The organism is Vibrio sp. 10N.261.55.F4, assembly GCF_041470465.1.
Lineage (GTDB): Bacteria > Pseudomonadota > Gammaproteobacteria > Enterobacterales > Vibrionaceae > Vibrio > Vibrio crassostreae_C.
This window is the reverse complement of the sequence record NZ_JBFRMM010000037.1, coordinates 25444-39988: the sequence shown is the minus strand read 5'-3', so window position 1 is coordinate 39988 and position 14545 is coordinate 25444. Positions and strand designations below refer to the sequence as shown.

The window sequence follows — 14545 nt, the reverse complement described above, 5'->3', positions numbered from 1 at the left end:
AGTGGAGAAAACAGTCCTGATGTCCGGCGCGCTTTATACCATATTTTGTCTATCTATGGCTAGAAAAAATTCTAAAAATGGCGACTGCTATACTGAACCGTGGCGGCGAATTTCCTCTGTAAAATAGTGTCCTATTCAAATCACGCTGCACCATTAAACCGAACATTATCCACTCAGATTGAGCAGTATCCACCAATATTGTACGGACATGGTAATGTTGCGCTAAAATGCTGCACTGATAGAATAGCCCCAATATGCACACTTAGGTGCTACCAAATTAAGAGATATGCAATGGCTGTAAAAATTAAAACTGCTGAAGAAATCGAAAAAATGCGCGTTGCCGGCAAACTGGCCGCTGAAATTCTAGAGATGATTGAACCTCACATCCAAGTAGGTACAACGACAGAAGAACTGAACAAAATCTGTCACGAGTACGCTCTAGAAAGAGGCGCATACTCAGCACCACTTGATTACCACGGTTTCCCTAAGTCAATCTGTACGTCTATCAACCACATCGTGTGTCACGGCATTCCAGCATCACAAGATGAGACAGGTAGCACAGGTCAATTCAAACCTGCAGTATTGAAAGATGGCGATATTCTAAACGTTGATATAACTGTGATTGTTCCTGATGATGAAAATGCAGACCTAAGCGTTCGTCCACAAGGTTACCACGGTGACACATCTAAGATGTTCCTTGTTGGTGAGGTTTCACCGGCAAACAAGCGTCTATGTATGGTTGCTCAAGAAGCACTTTACGAAGGCATGCGCCAAGTTAAGCCAGGTGTTCAACTTGGTCAAATCGGTACTGCTATCGAGAAGTACATCAAAACAAACAACAAGAACAACCCACGCGCTAAGTTCTCTATTGTTAAAGATTACTGTGGTCACGGCATTGGTTCTGAATTCCACGAAGATCCACAAGTAGTTCACTACAAGAACAGCGATCGCACCGTGCTAAAAGCAGGCATGTGCTTCACTATCGAGCCAATGATCAACGCGGGTAAGTTTGGCTGTCGTCTTGATGACGAAGATAGCTGGACAGTATACACAGCAGACAGCAAGAACTCGGCTCAATGGGAGCACACTCTGGTTGTAACTGATACTGGTTGTGAAGTACTAACACTGCGCAGCGATGATACAATCCCACGTATCATGAAGAACGCTTAGTTCACCGAACTGAGCGCATCAGCCTTTTAAAAATATCCTCGCATTGTCGAGGATATTTTTTATCCACTCAATTTCGATTTTCCATCAGCTTCTGTTAAATTGTTTACTATTCTCATTTGCTTGCACGGATAGCAGACTATGCCTTATCAATGCCCTCTTACGTTCAATGACGAACAAATTGAAATCTGCGAATTAAAAAATCAGCTCGAGATCTTCACGCAGTATCAAAAAAATGAATTTCTGAACCACCATCCCGTCACCGATTTGGTTCTACTGCGCTCCGAATACATGGATTTACTTCTCAATCGTTTGTGGGAAAATTTCGGATTCAACAAACTGCCTCATATTTCACTTGTCGCAGTGGGTGGTTATGGTCGTGGCGAACTGCATCCTTTGTCTGACATTGATATTCTCATTGTCTCGCAAAAAACACTACCACCAGCTCTTGGTGAAAAGGTCAGTCAATTCATTACTCTACTTTGGGATTTAAAGCTCGAAGTTGGCCATGCTGTGCGAACTATTACTGAGTGTCTCGATATCGGCACCGATGATTTAACCGTCGCGACCAACCTACAAGAGTCGCGATTGTTATGTGGTAGTGAAGACACTTTCCAAGAACTAAAACTGAAGATTCATTCCGATTCATTTTGGCCAAGTGAGACGTTTTACAAAGCCAAGATTCAAGAACAGAGAGAGCGTCATGCTCGCTACCACGACACCACCTATAATTTAGAACCGGACATCAAATCGACTCCGGGAGGGCTCAGAGACATCCATACCCTGAGCTGGGTTGCGCGTCGCCACTTCGGCGCGACCTCTTTGTTAGAGATGAGCAAATACGGCTTTCTGACCGATGCTGAATATCGTGAGCTCGTTGAGTGCCAAGATTTTTTATGGCGTGTTCGCTTTGCATTGCATATTGAACTGCGCCGTTACGACAACCGTTTAACGTTCGCGCATCAAGCTCAAGTCGCTGAACATCTGGGTTATACGGGTGAAGGAAACCGTGGTGTTGAGATGATGATGAAAGAGTTCTACCGAACCCTTCGTCGTGTTGCTGAACTGAATAAGATGCTGCTTAAGCTGTTCGATCAAGCGATCATCAATGGCGGTCAAACCCAAGACGCTGAAATTCTCGATAGTGATTTCCAACGTCGAGGTTCGTTGATCGAAGCGCGCAAGCCTGCCCTATTCCAAGCAAGACCAGAAACGATTCTCGATATGTTTATCCATATTGCCAATGACTCGACTATCGAAGGGGTAAGTCCACCAACACTGCGACAACTGCGTACGGCACGCCGTCGATTGAACCGATTCCTGCATACCATTCCTGAAGCTCGTGACAAGTTCATGGATCTAGTTCGCCACCCTAATGCCCTGCACAAAGCCTTTAGCTTAATGCACAAATTGGGCGTGCTCTCTGCGTACTTACCGCAGTGGAGCCAGATCGTTGGTCAGATGCAGTTTGACCTATTCCATGTTTACACCGTGGATGAGCACAGTATCCGCCTGCTCAAGCACATCAACCGCTTTGGTCAAATCGAAAACCACGATAAGCACCCTATCTGCTGTGAAGTCTATCCTCGAGTACAGAAGAAAGAGTTGCTGATCCTTGCCGCTATCTTCCATGACATCGGCAAAGGCCGCGGCGGAGACCACTCTGAGATAGGTGCGGTTGAGGCTTACTCTTTCTGTATTGAACACGGGCTATCGAAGCCTGAAGCCAAACAAGTCGCGTGGTTGGTACAAAATCACCTATTGATGTCAGTAACGGCTCAACGTCGTGATATCTACGACCCAGATGTGATCACCGAATTCGCCAAAAAAGTGCGTGATGAAGAATCACTCGAGCTACTGGTTTGTTTAACCGTTGCCGATATCTGTGCGACTAACCCTGAGCTATGGAACAGTTGGAAACGAACCCTGTTAGCTGAGCTGTTCCACTCAACGCAGCGAGCACTGCGCCGCGGCTTGGAAAACCCTGTCGATGTCAGAGACCGTATTCGTCACAACCAACAAATGGCATCAGCACTGCTGCGTAAAGAAGGCTTCACCGCTCGTGAGATTGAAGTGTTGTGGCAACGCTTTAAGGCCGATTATTTCTTGCGTCACACACATAAACAAATCGCTTGGCACTGTGAGCACTTACTTCGCCTAGAAGACCCAAGCCAACCGTTAGTGCTGATCAGTAAGAAAGCGACGCGCGGTGGCACAGAAGTGTTCGTTTATTGTAAAGACCAAGCAGCACTGTTTGCGACCGTGGTTGCCGAACTCGACAGACGTAACTTTAACGTTCATGACGCGCAGGTCATGGTTAGCAAAGATGGTCATGTTTTGGATACCTTTATCGTACTAGACCAGCACGGCGAAGCGATTGATGAAGCAAGACACAAAGCCGTTGCTAAACATCTGACTCACGTTCTAGCTGATGGTCGTCCAACTAAAATTAGAACACGCAGAACGCCGCGTAACTTACAGCACTTCAAGGTAAAGACTCTGGTCGAATTCCTACCGACCAAGAGCAAGAAACGCACCTTGATGGAACTCAGAGCATTGGACACGCCGGGATTACTGGCTCAAGTCGGTGCAACCTTTGCTGAGTTAGACATCAATTTGCACGGCGCTAAAATTACCACCATCGGCGAACGTGCAGAAGATTTGTTTATTCTGACTAGTGAAGCGGGAGGAAGGCTATCTGAAGAGCAGGAACAAGCGCTAAGAGAAAGATTGACGGAGCATGTTTCGGAACTTGCGCCCTAAAAACAGAATCTAATCATCAGATAAGTGTGGGTAAAGATAGAGAGCGATCTTGCCCACAACTTACAATCAATTCACAGATATCAACTATCTAGCTCGTCGTTAGGCTGCTACATTGATCAAGTCAATTACATAAAAGTATTACATTCATAACCTAGAGGTCGCTTATGTATCCAAACCTCACTGGCTTAGGTATCCACGAACCTAAACAGATTGAACGTTACTCCCTTCGCCAAGAAGCGCACAAAGATATCCTGAAGATTTACTTTCGTAAGCAGAAAGGGGAACTGTTCGCGAAAAGCGTTAAATTTAAGTACCCACGACAAGTAAAAAGTGTGCTTGTTAGCGGTGGCAATAATCAATACAAAGAAGTGACAGAGATTAACCGCAACCTCACTCTTGTGATTGATGAACTCAACAAAATCACCAAACCGACGCCAACGGCTGAGGTGGATGTGAAGCAGAAGATCCTTACCGACTTACGCCATCTAGAGAAAGTGGTATCAAGCAAGATCGCTGAGATCGAAGCTGATCTAGAAAAGCTAAAATGATCCCGCGACTAACTATTACTGTTAACTAACCAACATTAGTTATGCCGTTAAGGTTATACAGATACAAAAAGGGCTGATATCACTATCAGCCCTTTGTTTTTTTATTCTATTTTCTCTATTCACTTAGACTGGAGATTGCCTAAACACGCGAGACTTACTTAGACAAGCAAGTTTGAGCATCGATTAAGTTAGTATCCCACTCAAAGGTTTCAAACAACCTTAGCCAAGTTTCATCAAGGTTGGCCTTCATCACCAACTCTTCTTTTGTGAAAGGATGGATAAAGCGAAGCTCAGAAGCGTGCAACAACAAACGATGCGAATCTAAATCATCACGGAACAGTCGATTGTGCTTACCATCACCATGTGAAGTATCACCGACAATCGGATGTCTTAGATGAGCCATGTGACGACGCAGCTGATGTTTGCGACCTGTCTTTGGCATCATCTCAACCAAGCAGTAGCGGCTCGTAGGAAAGCGTCCTGTTGAATATGGCACTTCTACTTTTGCTAGCGGCTCGTAAACGGTGACAGCTTCTTGTGGTTCTTTATCTTCTTTTGCAAACTTGTCTGCGATCTTATCCAACTCGACCTTGAGTGCATAATCGAGCGTGTCGCCCTCTTCTATCCAACCACGAACAATCGCATGATAGGTTTTTTGCATCTCATGGTTAGCGAACATCGGCATCACCTGTGAAGCAACCTCGCTCGACAACGCAAACACCAACACACCAGATGTCGGTCTGTCTAAGCGATGCAATGGAAATACATGCTGACCAATTTGATCTCGCAGTGTCTGCATAACAAATTGAGTCTCGTGTTTATCGAGCCATGAGCGGTGTACTAGCATGCCGGCTGGCTTATTCACCGCGACAAAGTACTCATCTTGATAAATGATCTCTAACATTACGCACATACCTCATCAATACTCTGAATCGTCACTAGCAGTTCAGCTTTTTCTGCCTCATTTTTCCATACTTCACCAAAATAAGGATGAATCGCAAAGCCTCTCGGTAGGCTTATTTGGGCATCCATCATTGCGTTGATCTTTACGATAAAGATCCACTGCAACCACTCTTCTGGCTGTAGTGAGTCAATCGCAAAAGGCTCAACGCTCGCCAGAGCTTCATCCGAAGGTGAAACATCGCTCCATAGGGAACATTGGCGCATTTGTTGTTCTAATTGTTGAAGTAAAAGAGGTAACTTTGTGGCTGCTGTCATTTTTCACCAAGTTATTTATCTAGTGACCTTGAAATTGGGGCATAGAGTACCATCTATTTAGGAAAGAAAGTTAGGAGCTTTATTACTATGGAAACGATTCACACGCTCACTCAGTTACTAAAGAATAGCGGTTGCCAGTACGATATCTACGACCTAGGTCGCCGTATTCAGAAGATCGACAACACCTTATTCTCTGATGTTGAGCAAGGGAAACAGCCGTACCCATTTCCACTTCAGAAACAAGCTCACTTAGCGATTAGTTACTGGAACGAACACAAGCAACCTTGGATCTGGTTCCTAAAATTCAAACTGGACGAAAGAGGCCTATTACATCAAGGTGATGTCGGCAATTTCCTTAAGTTTGTTATCGAAGCGATGGGCACACGTTTGAACGGTGAGATCAGCGAAGAGCAACAACAAAAGCTGTCAAACAACCCATATACCTTCAAGCCTTCAGAAGACAAAATGGCCGTGTTCCATAGCCAAGTAAGAGCAGGTTTAGACCTTGCAACGAGCCAATACTACGAACACGCTCAACACTACTTCACAGGCGATCTAGGCTGGGACAACTGGAAAACCGTTGGCCTACAAGGCATCACTGATATGTGTGCTCGTTTAGGCAGCCAACAAAATGGTGTCGCGATTCGCAAAGCATTGAATAAGCTGCCTTCAGAACCTCTATACGCGACTCTCGGGGCGCTTGAGCATACGCAAATCAATGACAAGCTCGCTCAACGCTTACAAGAAATGGCAGAGAATGAGATTAACAGTCAAGAGCCAGATCTGTTCTTACTGTCAGCGCTGGTACGTGCCCTTTCTGGCGCAGAGCAAAGCACAACCAACGCCGTAATTAACCAAGTTCTGGCTAGCCCGCGCTTAAGCCACCAAGAAGTATTGATTGGTTTGGCTGGTCGCAGCTGGCACGCACTGCAAGATCCTGCGATTGCTGAGCAGTTCTTGCTGCGTCTCGCACAAACGGGCAACCAAAACTTGTTCAATCAGTTATTTGCAGATTTAGTGATGATTCCGACACTGAGAATGGTATTTTTACCATTATTGAACTCGAACCCATCACCAGAACTCGCCAATGCACTTGTAGAATTACAACAAGCGGCTAAGTCGCAATAGATACCAGACAGAACAGCTCAGTAGCTCATAACAAAAAGCTCAAATCACGAACGGAATAGAGAGATAAAAGGAAGTATGGATTAAATGATAGATAACTTATTGGCTATTTTGATGCTGTGCTTCTTTTGCTTTCTGTTTTGGCAACAGCGCAGGCAATCCGAGCTTGCGAAAGCTGCCATTGCGAGAAAATGTAAAGAGCTCGACTTACAGCTATTAAGTGTTGCCTTTAGTGGTCATAAACTTAAGATGCGCCATGAGCTCACCACCATTTGGCGCTGGCACACCGTGTATCAATTTGAGTTTTCAGCGTTAGGTGATGACCTGTACCAAGGGAAACTGACCATGGTGGGCTTCCGTTCTATGCGGTTTGAGCTACAGCCTCATAGAATGTAACGTCGCAATACGCGGTATAACTATATTCATGATAAGGGCCAAACTGATCTTGTTTGGTCTCTTTAAATGCAAAGCCTAACTTTTCAAGTAACTTAATTGATGGGTTATGACCAACATTAACGGTCGCGACAACATTCGTTAGGTGTTCTTCAAAACAAACCAAACTAAAGAAAGGTTTTAGCACTTCACTAGCAAGGCCTTGATTCCAAAACTCCTTGTCCAGAATAAATCCCAGTTCATGCTTCCCTTCTTCAGACGAAACAAACAAATGCCCGAGGTATTCGCGGGTTTGGTTGTGGATAATGGCTCGGCAAAAACCAACGTTGTCGTTCAGTATTTCTTGAAATAGGTGTTTTGCAGAGGCAATAGAATGCGGCCCGTTCATTTCAGCACGATTGATGGGGCAGCAATTCAACTTGATAAAGTCATGTTCTAACTGCTCGGTATAAGGTACCAACAGCGTTCTTGAGGTTGCTATCGTCATAAAACACTCCTTGTGTTGACCATTAGCAGAAAAGCAGATGTCGCGTGCTTAGATAAAAGCTCCTGAATTAAAGAGAGCCCCTAGATAGAGAAAAAGCCTTAGGAAAAGAAAAGCCCCGACACCGAAGTGTCAGGGCTAGGGTCTTACTCGCAGCAGTCCGGCTACTAATTAATGCTCCATGCATCATCCATAATAGTGGCTGTAATCCTTCAGCTCTTTCCTTTACTTCGCCGTCCTAGCGGTGTCCAATCATCCTGAAAGCTAACAATCCTAGTTAGCGCACATCACTTGTTCCGTGAGCGGTGTCCTTTACATCGTCCTGATGCTAATCCAACCCTTTAATCCTAAAGGTGTCCATTGTCATTCCGTTGCAGCTAACTTCCTGTTAACTGACTGTATCCCTACAATGTCCTTACGCTCCATGCTTGATCACTCAATCCTAAGTAACCAAATCTTCATCCTGAAGATAACCAAATCCTTGGTGCTTTCCTGTTCCGTGTCAGAATCCTTCCGACAAGGTTTAATTTACGCGATTTAGGATTTCGGACAATAGATTTGCATCACATTTTGAATTCAAGAAAGTTGTTAATTATATAAAACAATTAAAATTCAACACCTTAACCATGTGAGCATCAATCTCTCTAGCGATGTATTCGTGTTATCTCACAACCTTTGTAAGAGATCTCTCACAAGCCATGGGCGGTTTTATGATTCGCTATCATTCACCAGAGCGAGTAAAATGACTAAAGACTAAAAATGGAGATCAACATGCTGACAAAAGATGTTTCTGAAGAGTTGAAATCAGTGCTTGAAGGACTGCAAGCGCAAGGGAAAGAGCCGACAGTTGCTTTAGTTAAGGCTCGTATGAGCACATCCGTTCCGATGCCCGCTTTAATCACGACCATCAAGAGCTGGAAAAGCGCAAATCGTGTTCCTAAAGTTGAAGTCGCGACACAAGAAGAGCCAGCACTTGATCGTGTTAGCCAACTGGAAAAGCAAATCCTTGAACTCACTGCTCGCGTTGCCATGCTTGAAGCTAAACTAACTGATCAATAAGGCAACTGAGCAATAAGTTGACCGATAAATAAGCTAACAGAGAAATAGAACACTATGAAGATATGGGTTGATGCGGACGCTTGTCCAAAGGTTATCCGAGAAACAATCGTACGCGCAGCTGAGCGCACAGGGGTTGAATGTACCTTTGTGGCAAACCATCTGGTTCCCGTTCCTAAACGCAATAACATTCACTCAATTCAAGTGCCAAGCGGGTTTGATATTGCTGATGATGAAATCGTAAAGCGCACTGAACCCGGCGATCTTGTGATTACATCCGATATCCCTCTGGCTGACGAAGTGATCACTAAAGGTGGGCAAGCACTCAGCTCTCGTGGTGAGCTTTACACCAAAGAGACCATTAAAGCGCGTCTGAACATTCGTGACTTTATGGATACCATGCGCTCAAGTGGCATCCAAACGGGTGGACCAAGTGCCCTTTCTCAAACCGACCGTCGTGAGTTTGCCAACCACTTAGATAGAATTCTAGCCAAACGCTAGCTGGCTCATCCGAGCTTAACCTAGTTCTATCTCTCCATAAAAAACCAAAAAACCTGCAAACAATGCAGGTTTTTTTAATATCAATTAGAAGAAGGTTTCCCCTACTCTACAACTAAGGCGTGTAGTACGTTGCAGCGCCTGGACCTACTGGTAGACCGAATACGAATACCCATAGGTAGAACAAGATGCTCCAACCAAACATGAATACCATTGAGTAAGGCAACATTGTCGCGATCAGTGTACCGATACCTAGGTTCTTCATGTAGCGAGTTGCTACGGCAAGGATAAGACCGAAGTAGCTCATCATTGGTGTAATGATGTTGGTTGTTGAATCACCGATACGGTAAGCCGCTTGAATCGTTTCAGGTGCGTAGCCTACTAGCATTAGCATTGGAACGAAGATTGGCGCTGTTACTGCCCACTGTGCAGAAGCTGAACCGATCATCAGGTTAATGAAACCACACATTAGGATGAATGCGAAGAACAACATTGGACCCGTTAGGCCGATATCCTGAAGGAATGTTGCGCCGCCTACAGCAACCACTTGACCAAAGTTCGTCCACTTAAAGAAAGCAACAAACTGTGCAGCAAAGAATACAAGAACGATGTACATGCCCATTGAAGACATCGACGTTGCCATTGCATTAATCACATCACGGTCATTCTTCATTGAACCGGTAATTTTGCCGTAAACAAAACCAGGAATAGCAAAGAATACAAAGATAAACGCGACGATACTTTTCAGGAATGGAGAGCCTGAAATCGTGCCCGCCTCTGAACGTAGAACACCGTCAGCAGGAACAACAGTCCAAGCTAAAAGCGCACTCACGATTAATACAGCGACACCCGCCAATCTAAGGCCTTTCTTCTCAATAGCAGTAAGCTTACCCATTGAGTCATTTGAAAGATCTTCAGACGCGTCTTCGACATTGTATTTACCCAGTTTAGGTTCAACAATCTTCTCTGTTACCAATGCGCCGGCAATCGAGATAAAGAAGGTCGAAATAAACATGAAGTACCAGTTTGATTCAGGGCCAACAGAGTAAGATGGATCAAGCATTTGTGCTGCTGTTTCTGTGATACCAGAAAGCAGTGGATCAACCGTACCTATAAGTAGATTTGCAGAATAACCACCAGATACACCAGCAAATGCTGCCGCTAGACCTGCTAATGGGTGACGACCCAATGAGTGGAAAAGCATTGCTGCAAGAGGGATAAGTACTACGTAACCCAGCTCTGAAGCCGTGTTAGAGATAATACCGGCAAATACCACGGTTACAGTAACCATGCGCTGAGATGCGCCCATTACCATGCCGCGCATTGCCGCAGATAATAGACCTGAGTGCTCAGCAATCGCAACACCTAGCATTGCAACAAGTACAGTACCAAGTGGCGCAAAGCCAACAAAGTTCGAAACTAGATTCGTTACGATGAGTTGTAAGCCTTCAGCATTAAGTAAGCTTACAACGTGGATCATACCATCAGCAGCACGACCACTAGCACCTTCAGGGCGAGGGTCCATGACAGACACTTCAAAGTAACCAGCAATACCTGAAGAAACTAGGATTGCGACACAGAAGATAGCAAAAAGAGTGATTGGGTGGGGTAAAAGGTTCCCCAAATATTCAACGCTGTCTAAAAAGCGTGTGAAAATAGGTTTTTTTGGTGCGTTGTTTTTTATTGAAGCAGATGAACTCATCTGTTCCCTCCTTGTGTAGTGATTCCTGTGCAATTGTGACAAAGATGTTCAAATTGCCAGCGAAGGGTACGCGACAAAAATATCAATTAGAAATTCAAAATGTTACAAAGTGTGTAACAAACGACGACTTTTAACTCTATTTGAACAATTAATTAGCAAATAAATCTATATTAAACACAAAAACTAGATTTATAATTTACAACAACGCATTCACTAGAAATATAACTCACAATATAACCCATTGATTCACTTAAAAATAAAATACATCGTACGTTAAATACACACTCGATATCCGGTTAAGTTCCTCTCGAAGGAAAAGAAAAACAGACAAATGAATGAAGTTTGACTTTCCCCTCGTTTTTACACACATGTCACATCATATTGACGGTTATTTTTGAACCGCTTTAAATCTTGGATTGGATTTACAGATCACATAGTGACGCCCTCTACGCTTAACTATCTGGCAATCAGGGTGACGGCTTTTCGCACTTTTAAGTGATTTAACAACTTTCATTATTTAGCTCCCTTACCTAATTGACCAAAACGACGAGTGAAGTTCGCAACGCGTCCCTCTTTATGTAGCACTCGTTGTTTGCCCGTATAGAAAGGATGCGACTTTGGCGACACCTCAATCGTGAAGTAAGGGCAAGTATTGCCGACTTCCCATTCGATAGTACGGTCTGTTTTTAGAGTTGAGCCGATTAAGAAGTACTCATCGACACTGGTGTCATGAAAAACCACGGGACGGTAATCTGGATGGATATTCGGTTTCATTGTATTCCCCTTAAATAACCAACTTGATATGTTATAACACTACAAGTGACAATTGTTATCAAAAGAAAAACAAGCGATTTTATGATATTTTTCCGTCTTAATCGTAATCAGAGAACACCCAACTATGTACACAATTGAACCTGTTGGCTTTATTGAGTCTCCTTATAAAGAGAAGTTCGCTGTGCCAAGGCAGCCCAGGTTGGTACCCACATCCACCTCAAGAGTCAGATTGGTTGATGCAGCAAACTGCCTTGAGTCTGTTCGTGATATAGAGCAATTTAGCCATGTTTGGTTACTATTTCTGTTCGACAAGAACCTTGAAGCAGGCTGGAAACCAACTGTGAGGCCACCTCGCCTTGGCGGGAATGAACGTATTGGTGTATTCGCGTCACGTGCCACATTCAGACCAAATGGAATTGGCATGTCTGCGGTTGAACTAAAAGGTGTGTCTCAAGAGAAAGGACAGACTTGGTTGGATCTCGGCAGCGTCGACTTAGTAGACGGTACACCGATCATCGACATCAAGCCTTATATCCCCTATTCAGATTCGATTCCGGATGCATTGGGAGGGTTTGCCGCCGATGAACCAGAAGTGCTCGACGTTAACTTTTCGCAGCAAGCGCAAAGTAAGCTCGCAAGCCATCCACAAGCGCGCCATATCATTCAGGTGATCAAAGAAGTATTAGGCCAAGATCCGCGACCTGCCTATAAAAAAGGCAAGCCTGACAACAAGGAATATGCGGTAAATTTGTTCAATCTTAACGTGAAATTCGTGGTTGAAACGCTTTTCATCAATGTAACTGACATTGAACGCTTTTGAGATCCCAAATAGGCTGATATTATATGCGGCTATATCAGATTTGCTGTGGTTACGAACGACAGCAAGTTTTCTTTTATCAATGATGAAACGGATACCATAGAATGCGTACCAGTAACTACCTTCTTTCTACTCTGAAAGAGACTCCAAACGACGCAGAAGTTATCAGCCACCAGCTGATGCTACGTGCAGGTATGATCCGTAAGCTAGCTTCAGGTTTATATACTTGGCTACCTACTGGTCTACGTGTACTGCGTAAAGTCGAAAATATCGTTCGCCAAGAGATCGATAATGCAGGTGCCGTTGAAATCTTGATGCCCGTAGTTCAACCGTTTGAGCTTTGGGAAGAGACTGGCCGTTCTGAAAAGATGGGGCCTGAGCTACTTCGTTTCACAGACCGTCACTCTCGTCCATTTGTTCTTAGCCCAACAGCTGAAGAAGTGGTAACGAGTCTAGTACGTAACGAGATCAGCTCTTACAAACAGCTACCTCTAAATCTGTACCAAATCCAGACTAAATTCCGTGATGAGCGCCGCCCTCGTTTTGGCGTAATGCGTGCACGTGAATTCTCTATGATGGATGCGTACAGCTTTGATATCGACAAAGAAGGCTTAGAAAAGTCTTACCAAGCGATGCACGATGCTTACTGTAAAGCATTCGACCGCATGGGCCTTGAATACCGCCCGGTATTAGCAGACTCTGGCGCAATCGGCGGCAGCGGCTCTCAAGAGTTCCACGTTCTTGCTGAAAGCGGCGAAGACCTAATCGCATTCTCTTCTGAATCTGATTACGCAGCGAACATCGAGAAAGCAGAAGCACTAGCTCCTACTGAAGAAGTTGCAGCGCCTACTCAAGAGATGGAATTGGTTGATACGCCAAACGCAAAAACAATCGCAGAACTTGTAGAGCAGCACGGTCTAGCAATCGAGAAGACAGTTAAGACTCTATTCGTTAAAGCATCTGATGAAGTAGAAGCAGATATTATTGCTCTAATCATCCGTGGTGACCACGAGCTTAACGAAGTGAAAGCAGAAAACCTTCCACAGGTTGCTTCTCCGCTAGAGATGGCTTCTGAAGAAGAAATCCGCGCACTTGTTGGTGCAGGTCCTGGTTCACTTGGACCTGTTGGCCTAGAGCTACCATTCATCGTTGACCGCTCTGTTGCTGTAATGAGCGACTTTGGCGCTGGTGCAAACGTAGATGGTAAGCACTACTTCGGCATCAACTGGGGTCGTGACGTTGAGCTGGCTCAAGTTGAAGACCTACGTAACGTAGTTGAAGGCGACCTAAGCCCATGTGGTCAAGGTACTATTCAGCTTAAGCGTGGTATCGAAGTTGGTCACATCTTCCAACTAGGTAATACTTACTCTAAAGCAATGAACTGTAACGTGCTTGGTCCTGATGGTAAGAGCGTAATCCTAGAAATGGGTTGTTACGGTATCGGTGTTTCACGTGTTGTTGCATCGGCTATCGAGCAAAACCACGATAAATTCGGTATCACTTGGCCAGACGCACTAGCGCCGTTCCAAGTTGCTATCGTACCAATGAACATGCACAAATCTGAGCGCGTTAAAGAAGCAGCTGAGAAGCTATACGCTGAATTAACAGCTATGGGTATCGAAGTTTTATTCGATGACCGTAAAGAGCGCCCTGGTGTTATGTTTAAAGATATCGAGCTTGTGGGTATCCCTCACACTATCGTTATCGGCGATCGCAGCATGGACGAAGGTAACTTCGAATACAAAAACCGTCGTACTGGTGATAAAGAAGCTATCGCAATGGACACGGTTATCGAGCACCTTAAGGCTCAACTAGCTTAGTAATCCGATTACTGACTAGATAAACATTGAAAGGCTGCCGTTAGGTGGCCTTTTTTGTGCCTGTCATTTCGCTTCAAACTCCCTTCTATTTATCAGTAGAGTAAATAACGTAAGTTAATCCCCTGTTCATCTTTAAATCCGTATATTGGTGTCATCAACTTTTTGGACATGCTCACCATT

The 14545-nt window shown here is 44.5% G+C and carries 15 protein-coding genes; 9 read left to right on the top strand and 6 right to left on the bottom strand.

Translation table 11 applies throughout. The annotated features are described in order from the left end of the window. The first annotated feature begins 291 nt into the window (after positions 1 to 291). The 3 genes from map (at position 292) to AB4249_RS17545 (ending at position 4478) form a co-directional block, all read left to right on the top strand. A complete protein-coding gene (map, locus tag AB4249_RS17555; RefSeq protein WP_065583997.1) occupies positions 292 to 1170 on the top strand; it encodes a type I methionyl aminopeptidase in 879 nt (292 codons plus the stop codon). Positions 1171 to 1308: 138 nt separating this feature from the next. Further along, on the top strand, positions 1309 to 3930 hold the full coding sequence (gene glnD / locus AB4249_RS17550; RefSeq protein ID WP_017069386.1) for a bifunctional uridylyltransferase/uridylyl-removing protein GlnD: 2622 nt from the start codon (positions 1309 to 1311) through the stop codon (positions 3928 to 3930). 164 nt (positions 3931 to 4094) lie between these two features. Continuing rightward, on the top strand, positions 4095 to 4478 hold the full coding sequence (locus AB4249_RS17545; protein WP_004734354.1) for a DUF3461 family protein: 384 nt from the start codon (positions 4095 to 4097) through the stop codon (positions 4476 to 4478). Positions 4479 to 4632: 154 nt separating this feature from the next. Here the strand turns inward: AB4249_RS17545 and truC are convergent, their stop codons facing one another. Continuing rightward, complete coding sequence (truC, locus tag AB4249_RS17540; RefSeq protein WP_372104159.1) at positions 4633 to 5382, bottom strand: tRNA pseudouridine(65) synthase TruC; 750 nt, start codon at positions 5380 to 5382, stop codon at positions 4633 to 4635. Further along, entirely contained in the window at positions 5382 to 5696 is a 315-nt protein-coding gene (locus tag AB4249_RS17535) for a YqcC family protein (RefSeq protein ID WP_372104156.1), read from the bottom strand. The genes truC and AB4249_RS17535 overlap by 1 nt, the downstream gene beginning before the upstream one ends. Positions 5697 to 5783: 87 nt before the next feature. On the opposite strand from AB4249_RS17535, the gene AB4249_RS17530 reads away from it, so the two are divergent. Continuing rightward, on the top strand, positions 5784 to 6824 hold the full coding sequence (locus AB4249_RS17530; protein ID WP_017060747.1) for a DUF3549 family protein: 1041 nt from the start codon (positions 5784 to 5786) through the stop codon (positions 6822 to 6824). Between the two features lie 84 nt (positions 6825 to 6908). After that, the gene (locus tag AB4249_RS17525; protein ID WP_017060748.1) at positions 6909 to 7217 is read left to right on the top strand and encodes a DUF3301 domain-containing protein; all 309 of its coding nucleotides are present in this window, start codon (positions 6909 to 6911) and stop codon (positions 7215 to 7217) included. Here the strand turns inward: AB4249_RS17525 and AB4249_RS17520 are convergent. Further along, positions 7183 to 7701 (bottom strand): GNAT family N-acetyltransferase, encoded by a 519-nt coding sequence (locus AB4249_RS17520; protein ID WP_017060749.1) that lies wholly within the window; start codon positions 7699 to 7701, stop codon positions 7183 to 7185. The genes AB4249_RS17525 and AB4249_RS17520 overlap by 35 nt on opposite strands. A 768-nt stretch (positions 7702 to 8469) precedes the next feature. Between AB4249_RS17520 and AB4249_RS17515 the strand changes: the two genes are divergently transcribed. Together AB4249_RS17515 and AB4249_RS17510 are read left to right on the top strand one after the other, a co-directional pair. Continuing rightward, a complete protein-coding gene (locus AB4249_RS17515; RefSeq protein WP_017069390.1) occupies positions 8470 to 8757 on the top strand; it encodes a hypothetical protein in 288 nt (95 codons plus the stop codon). Between the two features lie 54 nt (positions 8758 to 8811). Then, positions 8812 to 9255: a YaiI/YqxD family protein gene (locus AB4249_RS17510; protein WP_017063355.1), complete on the top strand. Its 444-nt coding sequence runs from the start codon at positions 8812 to 8814 to the stop codon at positions 9253 to 9255. 112 nt (positions 9256 to 9367) lie between these two features. Here the strand turns inward: AB4249_RS17510 and AB4249_RS17505 are convergent, their stop codons facing one another. From AB4249_RS17505 to AB4249_RS17495, 3 genes are all read right to left on the bottom strand, one after another. Continuing rightward, entirely contained in the window at positions 9368 to 10954 is a 1587-nt protein-coding gene (locus tag AB4249_RS17505) for an AbgT family transporter (RefSeq protein ID WP_010436458.1), read from the bottom strand. Between the two features lie 388 nt (positions 10955 to 11342). Continuing rightward, entirely contained in the window at positions 11343 to 11468 is a 126-nt protein-coding gene (ykgO, locus tag AB4249_RS17500) for a type B 50S ribosomal protein L36 (protein WP_010436457.1), read from the bottom strand. Beyond that, positions 11468 to 11728 (bottom strand): type B 50S ribosomal protein L31, encoded by a 261-nt coding sequence (locus tag AB4249_RS17495; RefSeq protein WP_136982694.1) that lies wholly within the window; start codon positions 11726 to 11728, stop codon positions 11468 to 11470. Before AB4249_RS17495 ends, ykgO begins: the two co-directional genes overlap by 1 nt. Positions 11729 to 11852: 124 nt before the next feature. Between AB4249_RS17495 and tsaA the strand changes: the two genes are divergently transcribed. Further along, entirely contained in the window at positions 11853 to 12548 is a 696-nt protein-coding gene (tsaA, locus tag AB4249_RS17490; RefSeq protein ID WP_017063354.1) for a tRNA (N6-threonylcarbamoyladenosine(37)-N6)-methyltransferase TrmO, read from the top strand. 101 nt (positions 12549 to 12649) lie between these two features. After that, positions 12650 to 14365, top strand: a complete 1716-nt coding sequence (locus tag AB4249_RS17485; protein ID WP_010436451.1) for a proline--tRNA ligase — start codon at positions 12650 to 12652, stop codon at positions 14363 to 14365. Positions 14366 to 14545 lie beyond the last annotated feature (180 nt).